The sequence below is a fragment of the Ursidibacter arcticus genome (genome assembly GCF_009761375.1).
Lineage (GTDB): Bacteria > Pseudomonadota > Gammaproteobacteria > Enterobacterales > Pasteurellaceae > Ursidibacter > Ursidibacter arcticus.
Genome location: NZ_LEKM01000050.1, coordinates 1 through 24,392, shown reverse-complemented (window position 1 = coordinate 24,392; position 24,392 = coordinate 1). Strand labels below are relative to the sequence as shown.

19 protein-coding genes and 1 pseudogene are annotated in these 24,392 nt (G+C 38.6%); 13 read left to right on the top strand and 7 right to left on the bottom strand.

Annotation, left to right across the window (positions count from 1 at the left end; genetic code table 11):
- Positions 1-5 precede the first annotated feature (5 nt).
- The 8 genes from sodC to greB all read left to right on the top strand — a co-directional run bounded on the left by sodC (position 6) and on the right by greB (position 6,572).
- The gene (sodC, locus tag A1D25_RS01605) at positions 6-551 is read left to right on the top strand and encodes a superoxide dismutase family protein (RefSeq protein ID WP_157393976.1); all 546 of its coding nucleotides are present in this window, start codon (positions 6-8) and stop codon (positions 549-551) included.
- A gap of 78 nt (positions 552-629) precedes the next feature.
- Positions 630-1,811: a lipoprotein-releasing ABC transporter permease subunit gene (locus A1D25_RS01600; RefSeq protein WP_157393988.1), complete on the top strand. Its 1,182-nt coding sequence runs from the start codon at positions 630-632 to the stop codon at positions 1,809-1,811.
- A complete protein-coding gene (gene yczE, locus A1D25_RS01595; protein ID WP_157393975.1) occupies positions 1,804-2,460 on the top strand; it encodes a membrane protein YczE in 657 nt (218 codons plus the stop codon). Before A1D25_RS01600 ends, yczE begins: the two co-directional genes overlap by 8 nt.
- Before the next feature lie 25 nt (positions 2,461-2,485).
- Positions 2,486-2,995, top strand: coding sequence for a peptide-methionine (S)-S-oxide reductase MsrA (gene msrA / locus A1D25_RS01590; RefSeq protein ID WP_157393974.1), 510 nt, complete (start codon positions 2,486-2,488; stop codon positions 2,993-2,995).
- A gap of 155 nt (positions 2,996-3,150) precedes the next feature.
- Positions 3,151-3,876 carry a glutathione peroxidase gene (locus A1D25_RS01585; RefSeq protein WP_157393973.1) on the top strand — a complete coding sequence of 242 codons (726 nt, stop codon included), beginning with the start codon at positions 3,151-3,153 and terminating at the stop codon, positions 3,874-3,876.
- A gap of 174 nt (positions 3,877-4,050) precedes the next feature.
- Entirely contained in the window at positions 4,051-5,046 is a 996-nt protein-coding gene (locus tag A1D25_RS01580) for a transferrin-binding protein-like solute binding protein (protein WP_157393972.1), read from the top strand.
- Between the two features lie 105 nt (positions 5,047-5,151).
- The gene (locus A1D25_RS01575) at positions 5,152-6,087 is read left to right on the top strand and encodes a KpsF/GutQ family sugar-phosphate isomerase (RefSeq protein ID WP_157393971.1); all 936 of its coding nucleotides are present in this window, start codon (positions 5,152-5,154) and stop codon (positions 6,085-6,087) included.
- A complete protein-coding gene (greB, locus tag A1D25_RS01570) occupies positions 6,087-6,572 on the top strand; it encodes a transcription elongation factor GreB (protein ID WP_157393970.1) in 486 nt (161 codons plus the stop codon). Before A1D25_RS01575 ends, greB begins: the two co-directional genes overlap by 1 nt.
- Here greB and yacG read toward each other — a convergent pair.
- Positions 6,569-6,745: a DNA gyrase inhibitor YacG gene (gene yacG, locus A1D25_RS01565; RefSeq protein WP_157393969.1), complete on the bottom strand. Its 177-nt coding sequence runs from the start codon at positions 6,743-6,745 to the stop codon at positions 6,569-6,571. The two genes, greB and yacG, sit on opposite strands and share 4 nt — an antisense overlap.
- Positions 6,746-6,777: 32 nt before the next feature.
- Positions 6,778-7,392, bottom strand: coding sequence for a dephospho-CoA kinase (coaE, locus tag A1D25_RS01560; protein ID WP_157393968.1), 615 nt, complete (start codon positions 7,390-7,392; stop codon positions 6,778-6,780).
- A 369-nt stretch (positions 7,393-7,761) separates the two neighbouring features.
- On the opposite strand from coaE, the gene A1D25_RS01555 reads away from it, so the two are divergent.
- From A1D25_RS01555 to A1D25_RS01545, 3 genes are read left to right on the top strand one after another with little or no spacing between them, the layout of a single operon-like run.
- Positions 7,762-9,066 (top strand): acetyl-CoA C-acyltransferase, encoded by a 1,305-nt coding sequence (locus A1D25_RS01555; RefSeq protein WP_157393967.1) that lies wholly within the window; start codon positions 7,762-7,764, stop codon positions 9,064-9,066.
- A 10-nt stretch (positions 9,067-9,076) separates the two neighbouring features.
- A complete protein-coding gene (locus tag A1D25_RS01550) occupies positions 9,077-11,200 on the top strand; it encodes a 3-hydroxyacyl-CoA dehydrogenase NAD-binding domain-containing protein (RefSeq protein ID WP_157393966.1) in 2,124 nt (707 codons plus the stop codon).
- Positions 11,201-11,233: 33 nt separating this feature from the next.
- Positions 11,234-12,655, top strand: coding sequence for a YdgA family protein (locus A1D25_RS01545; protein WP_157393965.1), 1,422 nt, complete (start codon positions 11,234-11,236; stop codon positions 12,653-12,655).
- A 49-nt stretch (positions 12,656-12,704) separates the two neighbouring features.
- On the opposite strand, the gene A1D25_RS01540 is transcribed toward A1D25_RS01545, so the two are convergent.
- Together A1D25_RS01540 and yghU are read right to left on the bottom strand one after the other, a co-directional pair.
- Positions 12,705-13,634: a LysR family transcriptional regulator gene (locus A1D25_RS01540; RefSeq protein ID WP_157393964.1), complete on the bottom strand. Its 930-nt coding sequence runs from the start codon at positions 13,632-13,634 to the stop codon at positions 12,705-12,707.
- A gap of 137 nt (positions 13,635-13,771) precedes the next feature.
- A complete protein-coding gene (gene yghU / locus A1D25_RS01535) occupies positions 13,772-14,560 on the bottom strand; it encodes a glutathione-dependent disulfide-bond oxidoreductase (RefSeq protein ID WP_157393963.1) in 789 nt (262 codons plus the stop codon).
- A gap of 164 nt (positions 14,561-14,724) precedes the next feature.
- On the opposite strand from yghU, the gene prlC reads away from it, so the two are divergent.
- A complete protein-coding gene (gene prlC / locus A1D25_RS01530) occupies positions 14,725-16,755 on the top strand; it encodes an oligopeptidase A (protein WP_157393962.1) in 2,031 nt (676 codons plus the stop codon).
- A gap of 194 nt (positions 16,756-16,949) precedes the next feature.
- Here the strand turns inward: prlC and A1D25_RS01525 are convergent, their stop codons facing one another.
- From A1D25_RS01525 to recB, 3 genes and pseudogenes are all read right to left on the bottom strand, one after another.
- Positions 16,950-18,116, bottom strand: coding sequence for an RNA-guided endonuclease InsQ/TnpB family protein (locus A1D25_RS01525; RefSeq protein WP_157393961.1), 1,167 nt, complete (start codon positions 18,114-18,116; stop codon positions 16,950-16,952).
- Positions 18,113-18,214: pseudogene (locus tag A1D25_RS11240) on the bottom strand (IS607 family transposase); the annotation flags it as partial. The gene A1D25_RS01525 and the pseudogene A1D25_RS11240, both read right to left, overlap by 4 nt.
- Positions 18,215-18,232: 18 nt before the next feature.
- A complete protein-coding gene (recB, locus tag A1D25_RS01520) occupies positions 18,233-21,856 on the bottom strand; it encodes an exodeoxyribonuclease V subunit beta (protein ID WP_157393960.1) in 3,624 nt (1,207 codons plus the stop codon).
- 134 nt (positions 21,857-21,990) lie between these two features.
- Here recB and rep point away from each other — a divergent pair, with 134 nt between their 5' ends.
- On the top strand, positions 21,991-24,012 hold the full coding sequence (gene rep / locus A1D25_RS01515; RefSeq protein ID WP_157393959.1) for a DNA helicase Rep: 2,022 nt from the start codon (positions 21,991-21,993) through the stop codon (positions 24,010-24,012).
- Positions 24,013-24,392: the final 380 nt, after the last annotated feature.

Here is a 24,392-nt window from a genome sequence, read left to right as displayed (position 1 = left end):
CTCCGATGAAAACAAAAACAGCAGTTGCATTAGCATTCGCCTCATTATTTGCTTTTTCAGCACCAACAATGGCAAATGAAATGGCAAAAATTGAAGTTAAAGTTCAACAATTAGACCCGCAAAATGGTAATAAAGATGTGGGCGTTGTTACGATTACGGAATCATCTTATGGTTTGGTCTTTACGCCAAATCTAACAGGACTTTCTCACGGATTACACGGTTTTCATATTCACGAAAACCCAAGCTGCGAGCCTAAAGAGAAAGATGGAAAGTTAGTTGCTGGTTTAGGTGCTGGCGGACATTGGGATCCAAAAGGAACGAAAAAACACGGTTTCCCTTGGGTCGATGACGCTCATTTAGGTGATTTACCTGCATTAACGGTAGATCACGATGGTAATGCAACTAACCCTGTACTTGCTCCACGCTTGAAAAAATTAGATGAAGTAAAAGGTCGCTCATTAATGATTCACGCAGGTGGGGATAATCATTCAGATCATCCTGCACCACTTGGTGGCGGTGGACCTAGAATGGCTTGTGGTGTAATTAACTAAAAAATAGCTCAAATAAGCGGATAGATTTTGGTAGAATTTTACCAATTTCTATCCGCTTATCTTTTTTTGAATGAAATGATGAATTTTAAAATCCCTTTATTTATTGCATTACGCTACTGGCGTTCTAAGAGTGGCGACAAATTTGGTCGTTTGGTAACTAATCTAGCCAGTTTAGGTATTGTGTTAGGTGTAATGGCGTTAGTTATTGTGCTATCAGTAATGAATGGTTTAGAAACTACACAAAAGCATAATTTACTCTCAACTTTGCCACATGCAATTATTACTCCTAGTGAACGCCCTTGGCAGGTACCTAAGTCTCTTAATGCCCCAAACTTTGTTGAAAAAGCGGTGGTTATTAACCGAGCGAATGTCGTTATTCAGAGTCAGCAGGGTATAAATGCTGGACAATTGATAGGTGTTCAGTCAAATACGGATGATCCATTACTTACGGATATTGTTAATCTTTCTGATTTTCTGCCGACTAACCAGTTTAATGTCATTATTGGCTCTCGTTTAGCACAGGAATTAAACTTAAATCTAGGTGATAAAATCCGCCTAATGATTACAGAAAATAGCCAATACACACCATTTGGACGAGTACCAGTTCAACGGCTATTTACTATTTCTCAAATATATCATTCTCAAAATGAAGCAAGTGAGTATATCCTGTTTGCTAATTTGACGGATGTTGGACGTTTATTACGTTTAGATGTAACTACAGCACAAGGGTTAAGACTATTCCTCAGTGATCCTTTTGATGTGACTGAACTGCCTAAATACTTTTCTGATAATAATTGGCAAATTAACGATTGGCGTGAGCAAAAAGGCGAGTTTTTCCAAGCGGTTAGAATGGAAAAAAATATGATGAGCCTATTGGTTAGCTTAATTATCATTGTCGCCATTTCCAATATTGTAACGTCCCTAAGTTTAATGGTGGTTGATAAACAAGGGGAAATTGCTATTTTACAAACACAGGGACTAACAAAAGGGCAAGTAATGCAAATTTTTGTTGCACAAGGTGCGATAGTGGGTGTTATTGGTGCATTATTAGGGGGCGGACTAGGTCTGTTAATTGCTCAGCATTTATCTGCGATACTTAATTTTATAAACCCTTTAGGCGTGGTGTTACCAACAGAAGTTGCTTACTCTCAGATTACGGTTGTACTACTTTCTTCAATGGCTCTATCGTTATTATGTACCCTTTACCCAGCTTATCGAGCTGCTAAAATTGAACCTGCGGAGGCGTTACGTTATGAGTAGAAAATCGCCAATTCCTAAAATGCCTTGGGCTGCGGATCATCAATGGCAGTTTAAACCTTATCCTTTATTCGTTATTTGTATTGCAATGGCATTGATGGGTATCGGTGATGGTTTACTCGTATTAGCTAATTTAGGTGCAACACCTTGGACAATCTTCGCTCAAGGTGTTGCACTACAAACAGGATTATCTATTGGTGTTGTAATCGCCATTGTTAGCTTAATTGTATTACTATTATGGATTCCACTTAAATTACGAATCGGTTTAGGTACTTTACTCAATGTATTCATTATCGCACTCTTTATCGATCTCACCGTCAATTATATTCCTGCCCCATCAGGTACAATGGCACGTATTTTCTTGATGATTTTTGCCATTGTATTATTCGGTATTAGTACAACCTTTTATCTTTCTTGCCAACTGGGAGCAGGGCCTCGCGATGGGTTGATGGTAGGTGTCTGCTTAAAATATGGTTGGAAAGTTGGAATTGTTCGTACAACCATTGAAGCGACAGTAGGTATTCTAGGGCTATTACTAGGTGGTACTTTAGGTATCAGTACTATTGCTTTCGCATTAGGTGTAGGTTGGATTATTCAATTTACAGCAATGGCATTTCAACGTTTTGGAAACCAAACAAGCGGTAAGATTTAATCAACATTTTACAAAGGAGTTATCAATGTCAAATATTAAAGAGATCTATTTAGCAGGCGGCTGTTTTTGGGGAACAGAAGCCTTTATGCAACGCATCAATGGGGTAATCGATGCTGAATCTGGCTATGCAAATGGCGGTAGTTTAAATCCAACTTATAAAGACGTTTGCAATGGGAGTGGACACGCAGAAGTTGTAAAAGTGACTTATGATGTAAATAAAATCAGCCTAGCAAAATTATTGGATTACTACTTTAAAGTGATTGACCCGATTAGTATCAATCAACAAGGTGCGGATAAAGGTATTCAATATCGTACAGGTATTTATTATGTTGATCCGCAAGATAGCCCTATTATTACTCAATCTCTTACAGAACTACAAAAAGCCTATGCTCAGCCATTAGCAGTAGAAAATGAGATGTTAGAACACTATTTTCCAGCTGAAGAATATCATCAAGATTATTTGGATAAAAATCCGAATGGTTATTGCCACATTGATATTCAGTTAATGAATGAGATTTTAAAAAACCAAGATTAAGATAGATGAGTAGATGGAATGTATAAGGGCAGTTTACCAAATTTATTGCGTAAATTATTAGAAGTCATAGTCAATTTTCATTATAATCGACAAGCTACTACTGCATTTTGCAGTATTTAGTTTATTAGATTTTTAATAATATAGGAGAAAATATTATGTCTACGATGGAAGGAAAAAAAGTTCCTCAAGTTACATTCCATACTCGTCAAGGCGATCAATGGGTTGATGTTACCAGCTCAGAGCTTTTTGATAATAAAACGGTTGTATTATTTTCATTGCCAGGTGCATTTACCCCAACTTGTTCTTCAACGCACTTACCACGCTATAATGAATTAGCCGCAGAATTTAAAGCTCTGGGTGTTGATGACATCATTTGTGTATCAGTGAATGATACCTTTGTAATGAACGCTTGGAAAGCAGATCAAGAATGTGCAAACGTAACTGTATTACCAGATGGTAATGGCGAATTTACCGCTGGTATGGAAATGTTGGTTGATAAAAATGATCTTGGTTTTGGTAAACGCTCTTGGCGTTATTCAATGCTTGTTAAAAATGGCGTGGTTGAGAAAATGTTCATCGAACCAAATGAACCTGGTGATCCATTCAAAGTCTCTGATGCAGATACAATGATTCAATATCTCAAACCTGATTGGAAAGCAAAAGCATCAGTCTCTATTTTTACTAAACCAAGTTGTCCTTACTGCATTAAAGCTAAAACTTTATTAGCTGAGAAAGGCTTTGCTTATGAAGAGATTGTTTTAGGGCGTGATGCTAGTACTACTTCTGTGCGTGCGATTACAGGTAAAACTAGCGTGCCACAAATTTTCATCGGCGGTCAATATATTGGCGGCAGCGATGATCTTGAGAAGTATTTTGCGTAATTTTTAAAGATTAAAGTTTCTTAACATTAAAACTTAGTTCATTGTGAAATGGGCTAAGTTTTTTTATTCTATTTGTATCTATAATATTATTTTTTTATCACTTGATTTTTCTTTGGCTACCTTATATATTTACACATAAATAAAAATCATTTTTATTTATAAAAGGAGACTTATATGAAAAAATTAGTGAAATTTAGTTTAACTGCTTTAGCTGCTGTAACATTAGCTGCTTGTTCTAGTGGCGGTAGCTCATCAAATAATACTGTTGGTAATGGAGGATCAGTAGCTGGAGGTCCACAAACAGGAAACACACAAACAGGTAATCCGCAAACAGGAACCCCACAGGCAGGGAATCCACAGGCAGGGAATCCACAGGCAGGGAATCCACAGGCAGGAAATTCACAAGCAGGAAATTCACAAGCAGGAAACCCACAAGCAGGAAACCCACAAGCAGGAAACCCACAAGCAGGAAACCCACAAGCAGGAAACCCACAGGCAGGTAATCCACAGGCAGGTAATCCACAGGCAGGTAATCCACAGGCAGGTAATCCACAGCAGGGTGGGAAAGGTCAGCGTCCTCCAAGAGTAGAATCCCCTGAACATAAGAATGCTGCTGGTGGATTTTTCTATCGTGGAAAAGCATATCCTACAATGACATTAACAGGAATGGGGTTCCCTCTTCCTCTTTGGAAAGAGGGTTCTGTAGGTTTTACTAAAACTGAAAGCGGTAGTTATATAAATGATCCTAAAAAATTCTCTACTTACTTTGGTTATTTTGCAGCTGGTCCACAACACTCAGCGATATTCTACCAAGGGAATAACTTAACAGCAGAATCTGAAATTCCACAAAGTGGAACAGCGAAATATGTAGGTGATTCAATCTATGTTAATAAAGGTAAAGTTACAACTCAGGTTGGTAAAGTAGATTTAACTGCTGATTTCGCCAATAAAAATTTAACAGGAACTGTTTTTGCTGCAGAGAGTGGTATTGATTCAGTAACTGTAAATGCAAAACTAGATAAAAATACATTTGCTGGTGAAGCTGTTCAAAATGGTCAAAAGGCAGACTTACATGGTAAATTCTATGGAAAAAATGCCGCAGAATTAGCAGGATCTTATTCAGATGCATCTAGTATTCTACAAGGTGCTTTCGGTGCTAAAAAACAGTAAGTTTTAATTACTCTACAAAAATGGAAGCAAACTCGCTTCCATTTTTTATTCCTTAAAATTAGCGTATAATGTGGCAAGCTTTCGCCTACCTTTCAGGACAAATTTATGAACTATCTAGCCTACGCCAATGAAACCTTATCACTTTATTCCCTTGCAATTAATCGTTTAAATCAAAATTTATCAGAGAGCTTTAATCAAGCTGTGGATATGATTTTAGCTTGTGAAGGACGTATTGTCGTTGCAGGTATTGGTAAATCGGGGCTGGTAGGTAAAAAAATGGTGGCGACATTTGCTTCAACAGGTACGCCGAGTTTCTTTCTTCACCCAACGGAAGCCTTTCACGGTGATTTGGGAATGTTAAAACCGATTGATGTGGTAATTCTAATCTCTTATAGTGGCGAAACTGATGATGTGAATAAACTCATTCCGAGTTTAAAAAACTTTGGTAATACTATTATTGCGATGACAGGTAATCCACATTCAACCTTAGGTCGCCACGCAGATGTTGTGTTAGATATTAGTATTGAGCGAGAGGCTTGCCCAAATAATCTTGCACCCACAACATCAAGTTTAGTTACAATGGCTTTGGGCGATACATTAGCCATTGCTTTGATTAAAGCACGCGATTTTAAAGCTGAAGATTTTGCTCGTTTCCACCCTGGTGGTAGTTTAGGGCGTAAATTACTCTGTCGAGTTAAAGATGTAATGCAACGTAAGTTGCCTATTACCTCTCCCGATAGCTATTTTAGTGATTACTTAACCGTAATGAACGATGGCAGAATGGGGGTAGCCATTGTGATGGAAAATAATCAATTACTTGGCATTATTACCGATGGCGATATTCGCCGTACATTAGCAAAATTTGGTGCAGATAGCCTAAATAAAACAGCCGCCGAGATTATGACTCGACAACCAAAAACCATTTTAGATACGACTTTCCTTGCACACGCAGAAAGTTTAATGAAAGAAAAACATATTCACTCACTTATTGCGGTAGATGAGCAAGGTAATGTTTCGGGGATCGTGGAGTTTGCAAGCTAATGGCAAAATCAGATTACATCACTCGCTCTGGCTGGCAATCACTCGATCAAGAACTCAAATTTTTATGGAAGGAAGAACGCCCCAAAGTAACACAAGCCGTATCGGAAGCAGCTGCTTTAGGTGATCGAAGTGAAAATGCCGAATATATTTATGGAAAACGGCGATTGCGAGAAATTGATCGCCGAGTGCGTTTTCTAAGTAAACGATTAGAAGTCCTAAAAATTGTGGATTATCACCCAAGCCAAGAAGGGAAAGTCTTTTTTGGGGCTTGGGTAGAGTTAGAAAATGAGGAGGGGGAGATCAAGCAATATCGAATTGTCGGTTGCGATGAGTTTGACCCTGCGAAACAATGGATTTCGGTTGATTCTCCAGTGGCTAGAGCGTTAATCGGCAAACAAATTGATGATGAAATCCAAGTTGAAACACCATCTGGCAGAGTAACACTCTATATCAATAATATTTGGTACGATAAAAATAGCCTTTAATTTTCCGTATAGTCAGACATTAAATCATCATCTGACCCTGCGATAACTTTCTTCTCATCAGCCCATTCACCCAAGTCTATTAGCTGGCAACGTTTGCTACAAAATGGGCGGTATGGGCTTTGTGCAGACCAAATAACTTCTTTTTCACAGGTTGGGCAATTTACGATTGTCATTATATTTCCTTATTTTATATTGATGTTAAATGCTATTTAGTTTGAGCTAAGGTTAAATAGTGTTGATGTAATTCATTGACTTGCTTGGTTAAGCTCGCCAAGTTTTCAGCTAAAGGTAGATTATTTTCAATAATATCATCAGCATAGCTTAAACGTGTCGCTCGATCGACTTGGGCTGCCATAATATTCTTGATGATTTCCTGTTGGCTGTTATCTCGCTTTGTTGCCCGTTCAAGTTGAATATCGGGCGATACATCAACAACTAAAACTCGATCACACTCTTTAGTCAGCTTATTTTCAATGAGTAACGGAACAACCCAAAGCACATAAGGAGCTTGATGTTCTGTTAATTGGCGTTGCATTTCAAGCCTAATGGCAGGGTGGAGCAGATTATTTAACCAATTCTTCTCGATTTCCGATTGAAATATCCGCTTGCGTAATGCTGCTCGGTTTAAGTCGCCATTTTCTGTTAGGATCTGTTGTCCAAAATGTGCTGCAATTTGGCTCAATAATGGCGATCCTTTTTCAACCACTTGGCGAGCGACAACATCAGCATCAATAATAGGGACGTTGTGTTGGGCAAATAATTCAGCAATAGTGCTTTTTCCACTGCCAATTCCGCCAGTTAGTCCAACAATATAAGTCATTTGTTTTCCTTTAGTTAATTTTGCAAAAAATTAAAAACACTCTCGCCCGTTTACGGGAGAGAGACAGCTCAAAATTGCGTAAGGCTATTTTGAGCAGAGAGAGGGCAAACAAGCGGTAACTTTTCATCAATTTTTAACAGACATTCCACTTTTTGCCCCTCTCCCTGATTTGTCGTTCTAAACGAACGACAAACCTTTCCCTCTCCCGCAAGCGGGCGAGGGGGCTGTAGATAAAAACGTCCACACAATGCAGATTAATGTTGTAAAAAATTAAAAAAATCTCACCGCTTGTTTACAGTTCTTATAAGTGATTTTTTTTCACTGTGCTAGAATTGTAAAATTTTTGAATACAGATTAAAAGGAACTTCTATGGCTAGACAGAACCTTCTTAACGCTCAAGGTGAGCGAGTTGCCATTGTATCAGGATTAAGAACCCCCTTTGTGCAACGTGATACAGGGTTTAAATCGTCCTATGCAACGGATTTAGGCACGATGGTAACCAATGAGTTATTAAGCCGAATCGAATTAGACCGCCGACAAATTGAGCAGTTAGTTTTTGGGCAAGTGATTCAACAACCCGATATTCCTAACCCATCTCGTGAAATTGCTTTAGCATTAAATATGCCATATTTACAAGCCTATACCTTAAGTAGCTCTTGCTTATCGGGCTTGCAAGCCTTAGTTAACGTGGCTGGAAGTATTGTAAGTGGTTCAATTTCAGCAGGTATTGCAGGTGGTACAGATTCTATTTCAAATGCTCCTTTTAGTATCAGCCCAAGAGTGATCCGCAAGCTACAAGCAATTTTTAAAGCACCGACTTTAGATAAAAAATTTGAATTATTCCGCCAGTTCTCGTGGCGAGATTTAAAACCGCACGGGGTCAATTTAAAAGATTATATGACGCAACTCTCGGTAGCGGAAATTTCAGAACAAATGGCACAGCAATATCATATTAGTCGCCAAGAGCAAGATGAATTTGCTCGAGATTCAAATGAAAAAGCAGCGAATGCTTGGCGATTAGGATTATTGAAAAGTGAAGTGATGCCATCTTTCCCACGCCCTTATCACGATTTTGTTGTATCTGATACATTGGTTTCTGCGGCGAGAAAAGATCACTATTATCAGCGATTTTCTCCAATAATGGATAAAAGTTACGCCACAGTCACCGAAGCGAATATGCCAAAAGCCGTAGATGGTGCAGCTGTGGTATTACTTATGCGTGAACAGCGAGCAAAAGAGCTAGGCTTAACTCCATTAGGTTATATTCGTAGCTATGCAATTACGGGTAATGATATTTGGCAGAATATGTTTATGGGAGCGACTGTCGCGAGTAGTTTAGCTTTAGAGCGTGCGAACGTGAATTTACAAGATATGGATTTAATTGATATTCACGAAACATCAGCTAGCCAAATGTTAGTAAATTTACGTTTATTTGAATCAACCGAATTTGCAAAAAATCATCTCAATCGCACCGCTTGTTTGGGCAAAATTGATGTGGCAAAACTTAATCATCTTGGTGGCTCTATTGCCTTTGGTAATCCACGAGCAGCAACGAGTTTGCGTATTTTAATTCAATCATTAAATGCCTTGAAACGTAAGGGCGGTGGTTTATCTTTAGTCGCATCAAGCGGATTGGGTGGCTTAGGTGCAGCAATGGTGCTTGAGAGTGAATAAGGAACAGAATATGACAGAACAACTTCAAACAATTTCCCCTTTTTCTGTTGAAATTGATGATAATCGTATTGCGATTGTTCGGATAAATGTGGCGGATCAAACAAGTAACTGGTTGCCTGAAAATTTTGTTTCCGATTTACGCGATGTTATTGGCTCTATTATTTATCAGCAAGCTAGAGGGGTAATTTTTACTTCAACTAAGCCGAAATGTTTTATTAAAGGCTATAAATTAAGCACACTACGCACAAAAACAGATGCACAACTTAAAGCACTTTCACAAGATGCCCAAGCGGTGATGCGAGAAATCAACGTGCTGAAAATGCCTGTTGTTGCCGTTATTGATGGTGATTGTTTTGGTATGGGGCTAGAGTTGGCATTAGCTTGTGATTATCGAGTGGCAAGTGAAGAAATTCATACTAAATTCGCTATTCCACAAGTTCGCTCAGGAATTTTACCTTTTGCAGGCGGTACTCAACGTTTACCACGTTTAATTGGGCTATCAAATGCTATTAAGATGTTGCTTTCGGGGCAAAAAATTAGTGCAGAAAAAGCATTGAAATGGGGATTGGTTGATCGCTTAATTCCAGCAAGTAATGTGTTTGAAACCGCTTATCAACTTTTGCTAAATAACGAAGTGCAAAAAATTGACCATAAACAACCGCTTAGTCGCTTTAAGCAGTGGCGAAAACAACTTGAAGGCAACCCATTCTTCCGCCAGCGTTATTTAGATTATATCGAAAACCGAGTGTGGAATAAGGCATTTGGGAATTACCCTGCGGTGGCAAAAATTTTGAATATGCTGAAAGAGCCTCGCTTTAAAGCAGGTTTATTGCTTGAACAAGATGCTTTTGTTGAGCTATTCCGTACGGAGCAATCGCAAGTGCTGATTGATCTTAAACAGACGGAACGAGCGATGAAAGAGCATTACAAAGATCGGGCTAATGTGCGTGATGTTGCTCAAGTCAGTGTATTAGGCAGTGGTTATATGGGAGCTGGTATTGCTTACTTAACGGCGAATAATGCCAAAGTGCCTGTTAGGATTAAAGATATTCACCCTTCTGAAATTCAAAAAGCGTTAAAAACCTGTTATGGATTGATGCACAAGGCTGTGGATAAAAAATTGCTTTCTCACGGCGAAATGATTCAACGAATGAATTTAATTACTGGTGGGGATCGCTTAGTTGCAGGCAAACAGACCGATTTTATTATTGAGGCTGTTTATGAAAACCTTGAATTAAAGCAAAAAATGATCCGAGAAAGTGAGCAGTATTATAGCCCAAATGCTATTTTTGCGACCAATACTTCGACATTTTCTATTCGTGAAATTGCCTCAGTCGCAACACGCCCTGAAAATGTGATTGGATTTCACTATTTTAGCCCCGTCACTAAACGTAAAATGGTAGAAATCGTACCACACGACCGAACAAGTGAGCATACCATAGCGACAGCTATTCATTTTGCTATTCAACAAGGTAAAGTACCTTTGTTGGTTGCCGATAAAGAAGGCTTTTTTATCAACCGTATCTTAACGCCATTTTTGCTTGAGGCGATTCAATGCTTAGTTGAAGGCGAAGGGATTGAGTTTATTGATCGTTCTTTACAAGAATTTGGCTTTAAGACAGGCCCATTAGCAATGATTGATGATATGGGGTTAGATATGATCGTCAAATCAAATAAAGCAATGGTTGAACAGCTAGGAAACCGTTTTAAATTACCAGAGAGTGTACAACTTTTGGCAATGAATGAACGTAAAGGGAGAAAAAATAAACGTGGTTTTTATCTTTATAACTCTAAAGGTGAAAGAACCCAAGAAGATAAGAGCATTTATCACGTAATGGAAACCATTATGCGTAATGACTTGGAATCTCAAGATATTGCTCGCCGTTGTATTTTACGAATGATTAACGAGGCTTGTTGGTGTTTACAAGATAATGTTATTCAATCGACTGATGAAGGCAATGTGGCATCGGTTTTAGGTTTTGACTTCCCTGATTTTCGTGGCGGAATTTATGCTTATATTGAGCAAGTTGGGGCGAAGGATATTGTTTACCATTTACGCAAACACGTTCAAATTTATGGTGATCGTTTTACTCCTTGTGACTGGCTATTACAACGTGCCGAACAAACAATTTAATCAACAAAATTTAATCAACAAAAAGGAAACATTATGAAATTATCTACCATCGCTATTTCAGTCGCAGTCGTTATCGGTGCTGTGGCAACGAGCGGAAGTTGGTACACAGGAAAACAAGTTGAAGAAAAGTATAGCGAACTTGTTACACTAGGGAATAATGCTTTAAAACAGCTTGAAATTTACGGTGTGAAAGCAGAAATCAAAGATGTCAAAATTGAACGTCATTTTTTCAGCTCAGACATTAGCTATAACCTAGAAACTCAAATTGGCGGAGAGACTTATCAGCTGCAAGGGAGTGATAAACTTTACCACGGTCCTTTACCAATTAACCGTTTGATGAAAGGAAACCTTGTGCCAGCAATGGTCAGCAGTGAGGGAAAAATTAGCTCACCAGAACAGCTAAAAAGCTATTTCACAAAACCCGAAGTCTTTACGCATCAAACAGCGATGAGCTATGCAGGCGATGTAAGCGGTCAGTTTTCAACATCGGGATTCAAACTTGACGATGCAATGTGGAATATCTCTGATACCTCAGGGGAGTTTACACTGGCAAAATCAGGCGATTATCAATTAGCAATGGATATTCCAATGCTTTCGCTTCTAGATCCTATTACAAAGATGGAATATAACGGGCTTCGTTATGAGGTAAAAGGCAAAAAAACAGCGGAAACTTACCGCTATTTAACTATTGGCGATTATACAATGAGTGCTGATAGCTTTAGAATTTCATCGGCAGACGCTAACAAGCCAAGTTTAACGTTGAATAAAATTACTTCAAAAGGCGATGCTAAACTGGTAAACGAAGACTACGATATCTCAGGCGATTTTTCATCTCAAGTTGTCGTAAAAAATCAAAGCGAAGAGCTTGATTTAGGTCAGTTAAAAGCCGATTTATCAATGAAATTAGATGCCAAATCCTTTGATGAGTTGATGGTTTATAGCTCACAAATGCAAGCTGGTTCAGAATTGACTGATGAACAAAACGCAAAAGTGGAAGAAATTGGCAAAACTTTATTGAGCAAAGGACCACAGTTACATATCAAAGATTTCTCTTTAACTAACAGCAAAGGGAAAAATCAGCTCGCACTATTACTCAACTTAAAAGCAACTGATTTTAGTAATATGAATAATATGTCTGATGGATTGAATATCTTTAAACAATCTTTGTTTGATGTAACGTTAAATATCAATGCGTTAGAAGAGCTTGCTAAACAAGTAGCCTCTATCGATCCTGAACAAAAAGCGACAGCAGAGCAAGCTGCAAAAGCACAAGTTGAGGAATTAGTACTTCAAGCAAGAAGTAGCGGTTTAGCGGTTGTTGATGCAGAAAATATTAAATTGAAATTAGAAATTGACGAAGGCAAAGTGAAACTTAACGGTAATGATGTGCCAGAGCATCAAGTTGAAAATGCTATGTTCTTTATTATGCTAGGGTTATCTGGAATGGGAATGTAGTGAGTTGCTACTATTCATTGAGGCAATATGATACAAACATATTGCCTCTTTATCTTTCCAAAACCAACAAATCAGGTAAAGTAGCGAAACTTTCTGCTCTAACGGTGTTATGGAAATCAATGATATAAGCCATTTCAGCATCCGATTCACGAATTGCACCGTATAAATTACTATAAAGCCCCTTCTGAGTAATTTTACGAGCCACCACATAGCCACGTTCTAAATAAGGTTTTACTGCCCAATAAGGTAAAGCGGCAACCCCCCGTTTACTCGCTACAAGTTGAATAATAGCAATGGTAAGCTCACTAGTGCGTCTTGTCGGGTTAATTCCTTTTGGGTGTAATACTTTACGCAAAAGGTCTAACATATCATCAGGCACAGGGTAAGTAATTAAAGTTTCATCAGCAAAATCTTCAGCATCCCAAATTTCTTTACTTGCCAAATGATGATCTTTAGAACAAATTGCCACCATTTCATAAGAAAATAGCGGTTTATAGCTCACGCCTGCGACATCTTCCATCTCCGATACTACAGCCCAATCGGCACGATGAGAAAGCAATAGCCCAACAGTGTCTGTATGGAAACCAGACACTATATCCAGCTCAACTAATGACCAACTTTGACGAAATCTATCCATTGCAGGCATTAGCCAATCAAAACAAGTATGACATTCCACTGCTATGCGTAATTCACCAACCTCCCCCTGCTTTACGCGGGCAAGATCTAATTCAGCCTCAACCACTTGTGGTAAAATCTTATAAGCCAACTGAATTAAACGCTCACCTGCAGGAGTGAAATGAATAGGCTGAGTTTTACGCTCAAATAAAGTTAATTCATATTGATCTTCTAATAATTTGATTTGATGTGATAAAGCCGATTGGGTGAGATGAATGCGTTTTGCAGCTAAAGACACACTACCACTTTCTTTTAAGGCAAGTAGCGTTTTCAAATGGCGAAGCTCAAGGAAGATCGGTTTCATTATTAAAATTTTTATTCATAAAGGCAATTTTGAATGAAAATTATAACAATATAAAAGCAATAACAGAACAGATAAGGGTGATATTTACATAAGCGGAGCCTTTTGCAAAAAATATTGCAAATCTCTCCGCTTATGATTTAGCGAACAGGTTGATATTCAGCTTGTAAGCCTTTTTGCACTGCTGGGCGATGATAAATAACATTTGCCCAGCGTAGTAAATTTGGGTAACTCTCTATCGCTAAAAACTCCCTAGCGTCATAAACTAAGCCAAGAGCAAGCTGCCCATACCAGCTCCAAATGGCAATATCGGCAATCGTGTATTCCCCACCGCAAATATATTCCTGTTTGGCTAAATGTTTATCCAGCAAATCTAATTGACGCTTTGTTTCCATTGTAAAACGGTTGATTGGGTACTCAAATTTCTCTGGGGCATATTTATAAAAATGTCCAAATCCACCGCCAACATAAGGGGCACTTGCCATTTGCCAAAATAGCCAAGAAAGGCATTCTGTACGTTTTGAAAAATCACTTGGGATAAAAGCCTGAAATTTTTCAGCTAAATAGAGCAAAATAGCCCCAGATTCAAAGACTTTTTGTGGTTGTTCGGAGGTTAAATCAAGTAGTGCAGGTATTTTAGAATTTGGGTTAATGTCAACAAAGCCACTGCCAAATTGATCGCCTTGACGAATATCTATTTTAAATAGATCATAATCAGCTTGAGTGATACCTTTAGCCAATAATTCTTCTAGCATTATGGTAATTTTTACCCCATTCGGCGTTCCCAATGAGTAAAGCTGTAAGCCTTTATTGCCTTGTGGGAGTGTTAAATCAAAGGTTGCCCCTGATGTAGGGCGGTTGATTGCCGCAAAAGCTCCGCCATTTTGCTCTTCCCAACGCCATACTGTCGGTGGAATATAATTTGTCATTGTTGCTCCTTAGTTTTGATAAACCATTGAATGTGAATAGAAGCGGTAAGATGTGTAAGATTTTTTGCAAATCATACCGCTTTTTGTAAATTTTCCTTGATATTTCGTGAAATATCCCCAAACTATCTGGCACTTTTACTTCATTATGATTAAAGGAAATAAGTATGTCGAATCCACTTTTAAATGCAACAGGTTTACCACAATTTTCAGCAATTAAACCTGAGCATATTCAACCTGCTATTGAGCAGCTCATTCAACAGTGTCGAGAAACCATTGAGCAAGTTTCTCAAATAGCACAACCAACTTGGGAAAACTTCTATATGCCACAAGCGATGACGGGGGATAAATTATCTCGTGCTTGGTCGCCTGTGGGGCATTTAAACTCAGTGAAAAACAGCCCAGAATTGCGTGATGCTTACCAAGCTTGTTTACCATTATTATCTGAATACAGCACTTGGGTTGGGCAACATCAAGGGTTATATCAAGGCTATTTAAAATTAAAAAATAGCCCTGAATTTGCAAATTACTCTTTAGCACAGAAAAAAGCGATCGAAAATAGCTTGCGTGATTTTGAACTATCAGGCATTTCATTACCTGCGGAACAACAAAAACGCTACGGTGAGATCTCAATGCGTTTATCCGAACTCAGCTCAAAATTTAGCAATAACGTGTTAGATGCCACAATGGGTTGGGAAATCTTAATTGAAAGTGAGGCTGAATTAGTAGGCTTACCTCAATCCGCCCTTGAAGCTGCTAAATTAGATGCTGAAAGTAAAGGTAAAAAAGGTTATCGTTTTACCCTTGAATTTCCAAGCTATCTACCAGTAATGACCTACTGTGAAAATCGTGAGCTACGTCAGCAAATGTATGAAGCCTTTAATACGAGAGCGTCAGATCAAGGTCCAAATGCAGGAAAATGGGATAATAGTGCAATTATTGATGAAACCCTAAAACTACGTTTAGAGTTAGCGAATCTGTTAGGCTTTGAAACCTATGCAGATTATTCATTAGCCACCAAAATGGCAGAAAATCCAAAACAAGTCGTGGATTTTTTAGAAGGGTTAGCCAACCGTTCAAAAGCACAAGGTCAAAAAGAGTTAGCAGAGCTAAAAGCCTTTGCAAAACAAGAATATGGAATGGACGATCTTCAACCTTGGGATATTGCTTTTTATAGTGAAAAACAAAAACAAGCACTTTATGCGATTAACGATGAAGAACTTCGTCCGTATTTCCCAGAAGAACGTGTACTTTCAGGGTTATTTGAATTAGTAAAACGCATCTTTGGAATGAAAGTCGTTGAGCAAAAAGAGTTTGATAGCTATCACGAAAGCGTACGTTTTTTCAATATTTTTGATGAAACTGACCGCTTGCGTGGTTCATTCTATCTTGATCTGTATGCAAGAGAACATAAACGTGGTGGTGCGTGGATGGACGATTGTATCAACCAAAAACGTTTAGCAGATGGTTCATTACAAAAACCAGTGGCATATTTAACCTGTAACTTTAATAAACCGATTGGGAATAAACCTGCACTCTTTACTCACGATGAAGTCACTACGCTATTCCACGAGTTCGGACACGGTATTCATCATATGCTAACTGAAATTGATGTCGGTGATGTTGCTGGGATCAACGGAGTACCTTGGGACGCAGTAGAATTACCAAGCCAATTCTTAGAAAACTGGTGCTGGGAAGAAGATGCGTTGGCATTTATTTCAGGACATTATGAAACGGGCGAACCACTGCCGAAAGATAAACTAACACAGCTACTTAAAGCGAAAAACTTCCAAGCAGCGATGTTTGTTTTACGTCAGCTAGAATTCGGCATCTTTGATTTCCGTTTACATTTAGCTAAACCGAGAGAGAATTTGTTATTAGATACGTTAAGAGAAGTAAAAGCACAGGTTGCAGTAGTAGAAATTCCAACTTTCGTGCGTACTCCGCACAGTTTCGGACATATCTTCGCAGGTGGATATGCAGCAGGTTATTACAGCTATTTATGGGCAGAAGTGCTTTCGGCAGATGCTTTCTCCCGCTTTGAAGAAGAAGGGATTTTTAGTCGAGAAGTCGGCGAATCTTTCTTACAAAATATCTTAACGCGTGGTGGTTCAGAAGAACCAATGGTGCTGTTTGAACGTTTTCGTGGACGCAAACCAACCTTAGATGCGTTATTGCGTCATAAGGGAATTGCTTAATAAAGCAACCTAAAATAATGATGTAATAGGTGTAATAGGCAAATAGAATCCGTTCCAAAAAACCTACCTAAATCTACTCAAGAGCAAATTTAGCGTTTTCTTCCTACTTCATCGCTCGTTGCTCTTGTCATTTGACTTAAGACTTACATAAGCTCCATAGGCTGACACGGTGGAACTCACCGCCTTTTTAACGATTAAGTTATCGTTAAAACCTTTGTTGCATTATTTAAGATATTAATGCTTGCGTTAATATCTCTGTCATGCACCGTATTGCAACTTTGACACGTCCATTTACGCATTGATAAAGGTAAACTTTCAACCTTATGTCCGCAACAGGAACACGTTTTACTACTTGGATAAAATCTATCAACAGATTTAATGGTTTTGCCAAATTGATTAGCCTTGTAAATTAATTGGCGTTTCAATTCGTAAAAACCTAAGTCATTGATAGACCTAGACAGTTTACGATTTTTTACCATACCTTTGACATTCAAATCTTCAATGGCGATGGTGTCATAGGCTTTTATCAAATGAGTGGTTAGTTTGTGTAAAAAGTCTTTACGCATACAACCTATTTGATAATGCAATCGTGATAGCTTGGTTTTCGCTTTGGTGCGATTGCTTGAGCCTTTTTGTTTACGGCTAAGTTGTCGGCTTAGTCGTTGTAATTTTTTAAGTTTATGTTTAAGAGGTTTTGGTGCTTTGATTTTTGTACCGTCTGATAGCGTGGCTAAATCGGTAATGCCTAAATCTAAACCAACGTGTTTACCTGTTTTAGGTTTGGGTTTTACAACTTCTGATAATTCTACCGCAATACTTACAAACCATTTTTCGCCTTGTTTAAAGACTTTGGCGGATAACATTTTCCCTTGATGGCGTAAGTTTTCACACATTCTTACCAAACCTAAATTTGGGATTTGAATGTGTGGTTTGTTATTGATGGTTTTGAGTTTAAATTGGTCGTTGGATAGACTAAATCTATCATTTACGCCTTTCTTTCTAAATTGTGGGTATTTGCTTTCGCCTTTAAAAAAGCGTTTAAAGGCATCGCCTAATTGTATAATCGCAAGTTGCGGACTGCATTTAGTTACTTCAAGCATAAAGGGAAATTGTTGTCTTTTTATGCTATTTAGCTGTTTTCTTAGTTTGCCTTGTGATGGTTTATTGAGTTTGGTTTCATCAATTGGTATGTCTTTAGCTAAACAATCATCACGATAATTTTTATCAGCTTCATACTGACGTTGCCATTCTGCTAATGCCCAATTATAGGCAAGACGTGCGACACCGCAAGCCTTTGCAAAGTAAGTCGCTTGTTTGTTGTTTGGCTTAAGTTCGATAACGTGTCCCCGAATAGCTGTCATTCTAAGACCACCTTAACTGCTTCAAGCAGTTTTTTGTTTTTCTTACTGCGTGAGTCATATAAACGTGCTGAAAATACCCTAGATTTACTAAGCGAATCTAGGGGATTTTCATTAGATTAGTCAAATAGCTCATCTAAAGCAGAAATTAACGCCATACTCGGCTTATCAAAAAACACGCCATTTTGAGTTTCTTCATTCATTGCTCTAAGAAAGAGATAAGCCACGCCGCCAAAATCTCGCTGATAGTCGTAGTTTTTGCCTAAACGAGAGCGTAAATAACGGTGGAAAGCTAGGGTGTAAAGTAAATACTGTAAATCATAACGGAACTGTATCATTGTTTTTGCAAGGCGGTCTTGGGTGTAATCTTGTTCAAATATACCTAAGAAGTTCGATTTGTAATCCAGTAGATAGTACTTTCCTTGATGCTCCACAATACAGTCAATAAAACCACGCACAAAGCCTTCTAATTGAGGTAATTGCAAATCGGGTAAATGCTCAAAAGGGCTGTACTGTTTAAGTAATGTATTTAACTTAGGTAACGCAGTTTTATTCCGCAAGCGTAAGTAGAATTGCCATTCATTCAAGCGTTTTTGTGTTGGAATATCTGATAACTTGAATGCTTGATCGCAAAATGGCGTATTTAGCACTTGTGTTAGCCATTGCTGTGTTGGCTCAATCCATTCAACTGATAAATTTAGTTGTTCGCATAGTGTTTGAATGCTTTCAATATCAATAGGTTGAGTAAAATCTAGCAATTCAAAATAGCTGTGTAACAAATTACCCACTTTGGTGCTATGAGGGAATTGATACGGGCTGAGGGCTTGCTCTGTTGCTTGTTCTACGCCAGTTTCATCAAATGATATATCAGGCACAGTCGCACTATCGTAGTCTAGTGCGTCATCAGATAGCCTCACAAGCGGTAGTTTTTGCTCTCTATTTTGCAAACGTTCATTTTGAGCTTGAAGAGCCGTAAAGCTGGTAATTAAGCCACTTTCGTTAATTTTGGTCTTGAATACTCGTGCTTGTGGTGTGGTAGATTGTGTTTCCGCTGTTTTAGTCCACTTCGTTACTTCGCTCAATTCATTTAACTTGATGACATTTTTCAGAATACCTTTGCGGGCTAAGCATTCTTCGGTTTTAGTGTCTTTGCTGATATTTCCATCGGTCAGCACATAGTGCATTGCACTCCAACTTGCCGTCCATTCTTCAGGCAACATTAAATGGAGTTGATATTTGGCACGCGTTAATGCGACATAAAGTAAGCGGAGCTCTTCCGCATATTCTTCGTTATTGCGTAAATTTTTGATGTCGTCATCTTGCTCACCGAGCAACCAAACTTGCTGTTTGTCTTGATTACGATAAATCGCTAAGGAAGGCGTATCCGCACCTTTATTGGTTTTGCCTAAAAATGGTAGCCAAACCACTGGGTATTCCAACCCTTTAGATTTATGAATTGTGATGATTTTTACTAAATCTTCTTCACTTTCTAAGCGGAGAATTTGTTCATCATTCGCATCAGGTTCTTCAATCTGTTGAGCAAACCAACGTAACAAGCTAGATTCATTTTCGGCAGTTTCCATTCGCTCTTGTAATAATTCAGCTAAATGGAGCATATTGGTAATACGGCGATCCGCATTTACACTCATTCTAACTCGCTCAAGCAGTTGTTGAATATAAAGCTGATGTAACATCGGCAGAATACCCTGTTGTTGCCAAATTTGCTGATAGTGAATGAAGGATTCTACGCAATTATCCCAACGCTCTTCAGAATGTTTCAGTTGATAAATTTCATTTGAATCTAGCCCCCACAAGCCACAACCGATGGCGGCAAGCACTGATTTTTGATGCAACGGATTTAAACAAGCGGTGAGAATTAACAATAAATCTGCAGCTTCTTGGGTTTGATATACGGAAGATCTTTCCGATAAAAACACCGATTGAATGTTACGTTTTGCCAGTGCTTGTTGTATTTGGGCTGCATCGGAATGAGAGCGGACTAGAATCGCAATATCTTTCGGTTGTAAAGTACGAGAAATAAGTTGTTTTTGTTGATTACCTTGTTCATCTTCACTGATTTTCTGCTCAGCAACAAATAATTCCCCTCGCTGTGCAGCAATCAGTTGTGTCGCAATTTGTTCTGCACATTGCTCGGCAACTTCGCACTTTTTCGGGTGGAGATAAAAATTGATGGCGTGTTGCCCTTCACATAAATGACTTTTTGTTTCTTCGCTTTCTACGGGTAAAAATGTAATTTCAGGATAAATAAACGGAGAACCGTATTCCGTTGATTTAAAAAGAAATAGTTGATTTACAAAATCCACCACTTCAGGCAAAGAACGCCAATTTTTCGGTAGGGTAAATTTTTCGCTAACTTCTTCTGATGCGTCTAAATAAGAAAAAATATCTGCCCCACGAAATTTATAGATCGACTGCTTTGGATCGCCAATCATAATAAAGCCACTTGGTTTTTCCGACATCATAAAAATCTGTTTAAAGATCTGATATTGGATTTGATCGGTATCTTGTGATTCATCAATCATCGCAAAAGTGTATTGTTGGCGAATTTTTTCAGCAAGCTGTTTGCCATTTTTTCCATACAAAGCGTGATAAAAATAGTGCAACATATCAGAAAAGTTTTTCTGCGAATGGCTGTTTTTAAATGCCTGCAATTTTTGATTTAAGTGATTGAAATAGCGGTAGAGCAGTTTTGTTTTGATCTCGTTTTGCGTATTAGCAAAGGTCTGCTGATAAGTCGAAATCATCTCATCAATCGCACTAAAATGCGTATTTTTAGGGGTATCTGCTCCTTTACTGGTTTTTTCCGCCAAATGAGATTGCGAAAAATATTTTAATTCGGTCGGGAAATCTAAACTTTCGCTATTCGCCCACTGCTCAAGGGCTGGCAGCCATTTATTTAATAAGCTATCTTCTTTGTAACTTCGTCCATCAAGTACTTTAATTTGCCCCTGTTGCTGTAAGGCTAAAATCTGCTGAATAGGGGAAATAATCTCATTATAGTTTTCTTGCCAATAGCTTTTACAATTTGCAATAAATTTGGCTAAAGCTGCCGCTTGTGCAACATAATCGGAGCTTAAAAATGCTTGTTGTTCTGGGGTAAGCTCAGGTAGCAAACCTGATAAAAGATGTTTTACATTTCTTAATGCTGAATTTGGGCTAATTAGCAGTTCTGCGATCAATTTGGTTTCTTGCAGATCACTGGTATAAAAAAGCTCTCGCCACGTTTCTTCACTTAAACGTCTTAATAATTCTGATTCATCGGTTTGTAAATCAATATCAAAACGTACGCCCGAATCAAACGCAAACTGAAAGAGCATCTTTTGGCAAAAGCTATCAATAGTAAAAATACTGGCAAGATCGATATCTTGTTCTGCGACTTTTAAACGTAGTAGGGCTTCTTGCTCATTGTGTTGAACTTGCTCATAAAGTTGAGCAAAAAAAGGCTCATCTATAAAGGTCTGACGGTTTTTGGGGGACGTTGGATTACGCACTATTTCAGCAAATTTTCCTAAATTTTTACGAATACGATCTCGTAATTCTTGCGTTGCTGCTTTGGTAAAAGTTACCACCAAAATTTGCTCCACCATTAGTGGCTCACAACCCACTCCAAGTAGCAAACGCAAATATAGGTTGGCCATTGTGTAGGTTTTTCCTGTACCTGCGGAGGCTTCAATTAAACAAGAACGATCAAGGGGTAATGAAATAGGATCTAGTGTTTGCATAGCGTCTAAAAAACAAAGGGAACAATGTGCTAAATTTTACCACTCAAATGGCAAGCGGTCAGTTTTATTCGACAATTTACAAAAAATCACTACAATCTCACCGCTTATAATAGTTAAAAATAAAGGGTAATAAGATGAAACTAAATGCTCAACAACAACAAGCGGTAGAATATACTACTGGGGCTTGCCTTGTATTAGCAGGGGCTGGCTCGGGCAAAACAAGGGTTATCATCAATAAAATTGCACATCTTATTGCCCATTGCGGTTATTCACCAAAGCAGATTGCAGCTGTTACCTTTACCAATAAAGCTGCTCGTGAAATGCGAGAACGTGTGGCACATTCTATCGGTAAAGACAAGAGCAAAGGGCTAACTATTTCTACATTCCATACACTTGGGTTTGAAATTCTCAAACGTGAGCATAAGTTACTTGGCTATAAATCAGGAATGACGCTGTTTGATGAACACGATCAAATCGCATTGCTCAAACACCTTCTGCCAGAAACGGTAACAGAAGATAAAGATCTACTGAAACAGCTAGTAAATACCATCTCAAACTGGAAAAATGATCTGCTTTCGCCTGAGCAAGTTGTTGGGGTTGCCAGTAGTGATCGTGAGCGTGTATTTTCCCATTTTTATCAACAATACCAAAATCAGATCAAGGCTTATAATGCGTTAGATTTCGATGATTTAATTATGCTTCCCACGTTATTATTTCGTCAGTTTCCTGAAGCGAAGGAGCGTTGGCAACAGAAAATTCGTTATTTGTTGGTGGATGAATATCAAGATACCAATACAAGCCAATATGAGTTAATAAAATTGATTGTGGGTGAGCAAGGGAATTTTACGGTTGTTGGCGATGATGATCAGTCCATCTATTCTTGGCGGGGGGCAAGGCCTGAAAATATGGGGCGACTTCGCCACGATTTCCCACAATTACAAGTGATCAAACTAGAACAAAACTATCGTTCTAGCCAACGTATTTTGCATTGTGCCAACATTTTAATTGATAACAACGATCACCTTTTTGAAAAAAGGCTCTTTTCACAGCTAGGAGATGGTGAGAAATTAAATGTGATTGAAGCCAAAAATGAAGAGTTTGAGGCAGAGCGTATTGTAGGTGAGCTGATTGCTCATCGCTATTCTCGTAAAACCAAATATAAAGATTATGCAATTTTATATCGTGGCAATCATCAATCACGTTTATTAGAAAAATTGCTGATTCAAAACCGTATCCCCTACAAAATTTCTGGAGGAACATCGTTTTTCGCTAAAACAGAAATTAAAGATATGTTGGCGTACTTACGCTTGCTAGTGAATCAAGATGATGATGCAGCGTTCTTACGCATTGTGAATACGCCTAAGCGAGAAATTGGAGCAGCTACGTTAGAAAAATTAGGACAATTGGCAAACGAAAAACAGGTTAGCCTATTTGAAGCCATTTTTGATTTTGAACTTATTCAACGCTTAACGCCAAAGCCTTATCAAGCCTTGCAGAATTTCGCTCGTTGGGTGGTTGAGCTTGCTGATCAAGCGGTGAGATCGGAGCCACAATCTGCAATTAAAGAGATGTTGGCACATATTCAGTATGAAACCTATCTCTATGAAACAGCAACTACCCCCAAGGCTGCTGAAATGCAAAGCCGTAACGTACAAACACTGTTTGAGTGGGTGCAAAAAATGCTAGAGGGTGATGAAATCAATGAGCCGATGAGCTTGAACCAAGCTGTCACTAATCTCACTTTACGCGATATGATGGAGCGTTCGGAAGATGACGATGAGAGCGATCAGGTTCAGCTAATGACTTTACACGCCTCAAAGGGTTTAGAATTTCCCCACGTTTTTTTAATTGGAATGGAAGAAGGCATTTTGCCCCACCAAACAAGCATTGATGAAGATAATGTGGAAGAAGAGCGCCGTTTAGCCTATGTTGGTATTACTCGGGCTCAACAAACTTTAACTTTCTCTTTGTGTAAAGAACGCCGCCAGTATGGTGAGATTATAAAGCCTGAAGTCAGCCGTTTTCTGCTTGAACTTCCCCAAGATGATCTGCAATGGGAACGTAATAAACCACCGCTTAGTGAACAACAAAAACAGCAAAAAACCGAAAGTAATATCGCCAATTTACGAGCATTATTGATGGCGAATAAGAAATAAGCGGTATTATGTAGCAGTTGCACATTCCCCTCGCCCGCTTGCGGGAGAGGGAAAGGTTTGTCGTTCGTTTAGAACGACAAATCAGGGAGAGGGCAAAAAGTGGAATGTCTGTTAAAAATTGATGAAAAGTTACCGCCTGTTTGCCCTCTCTCTGCTCAAAACTGCTGAACGCATTTTTGAGCTGTCTCTCCCACAAGTGGGAGAGAGTTCAGATTATTGACAAAGTCTTTTTTCATTCGGACGCCAGCGTGGCGTCCCTACAAGGAAAGTTATAACCAATTGAAAAATAACAGATTTTATTTTGTTATGTAGGGACGCCACGCTGGCGTCCGTTAATTGGATACAACAAATTGGGGTTTGTCATCAGTCTGCAGTTTTAT

Excerpts from the sequence above, each read along its gene's own strand:
- sodC (WP_157393976.1), top strand. The coding sequence starts at position 6 with ATGAAAACAAAAACAGCAGTTGCATTAGCATTCGCCTCATTATTTGCT.
- A1D25_RS01600 (WP_157393988.1), top strand. The coding sequence starts at position 630 with ATGAATTTTAAAATCCCTTTATTTATTGCATTACGCTACTGGCGTTCT.
- yczE (WP_157393975.1), top strand. The coding sequence starts at position 1,804 with ATGAGTAGAAAATCGCCAATTCCTAAAATGCCTTGGGCTGCGGATCAT.
- msrA (WP_157393974.1), top strand. The coding sequence starts at position 2,486 with ATGTCAAATATTAAAGAGATCTATTTAGCAGGCGGCTGTTTTTGGGGA.
- A1D25_RS01585 (WP_157393973.1), top strand. The coding sequence starts at position 3,151 with ATGTCTACGATGGAAGGAAAAAAAGTTCCTCAAGTTACATTCCATACT.
- A1D25_RS01580 (WP_157393972.1), top strand. The coding sequence starts at position 4,051 with ATGAAAAAATTAGTGAAATTTAGTTTAACTGCTTTAGCTGCTGTAACA.
- A1D25_RS01575 (WP_157393971.1), top strand. The coding sequence starts at position 5,152 with ATGAACTATCTAGCCTACGCCAATGAAACCTTATCACTTTATTCCCTT.
- greB (WP_157393970.1), top strand. The coding sequence starts at position 6,087 with ATGGCAAAATCAGATTACATCACTCGCTCTGGCTGGCAATCACTCGAT.
- yacG (WP_157393969.1), bottom strand. The coding sequence starts at position 6,745 with ATGACAATCGTAAATTGCCCAACCTGTGAAAAAGAAGTTATTTGGTCT.
- coaE (WP_157393968.1), bottom strand. The coding sequence starts at position 7,392 with ATGACTTATATTGTTGGACTAACTGGCGGAATTGGCAGTGGAAAAAGC.
- A1D25_RS01555 (WP_157393967.1), top strand. The coding sequence starts at position 7,762 with ATGGCTAGACAGAACCTTCTTAACGCTCAAGGTGAGCGAGTTGCCATT.
- A1D25_RS01550 (WP_157393966.1), top strand. The coding sequence starts at position 9,077 with ATGACAGAACAACTTCAAACAATTTCCCCTTTTTCTGTTGAAATTGAT.
- A1D25_RS01545 (WP_157393965.1), top strand. The coding sequence starts at position 11,234 with ATGAAATTATCTACCATCGCTATTTCAGTCGCAGTCGTTATCGGTGCT.
- A1D25_RS01540 (WP_157393964.1), bottom strand. The coding sequence starts at position 13,634 with ATGAAACCGATCTTCCTTGAGCTTCGCCATTTGAAAACGCTACTTGCC.
- yghU (WP_157393963.1), bottom strand. The coding sequence starts at position 14,560 with ATGACAAATTATATTCCACCGACAGTATGGCGTTGGGAAGAGCAAAAT.
- prlC (WP_157393962.1), top strand. The coding sequence starts at position 14,725 with ATGTCGAATCCACTTTTAAATGCAACAGGTTTACCACAATTTTCAGCA.
- A1D25_RS01525 (WP_157393961.1), bottom strand. The coding sequence starts at position 18,116 with ATGACAGCTATTCGGGGACACGTTATCGAACTTAAGCCAAACAACAAA.
- recB (WP_157393960.1), bottom strand. The coding sequence starts at position 21,856 with ATGCAAACACTAGATCCTATTTCATTACCCCTTGATCGTTCTTGTTTA.
- rep (WP_157393959.1), top strand. The coding sequence starts at position 21,991 with ATGAAACTAAATGCTCAACAACAACAAGCGGTAGAATATACTACTGGG.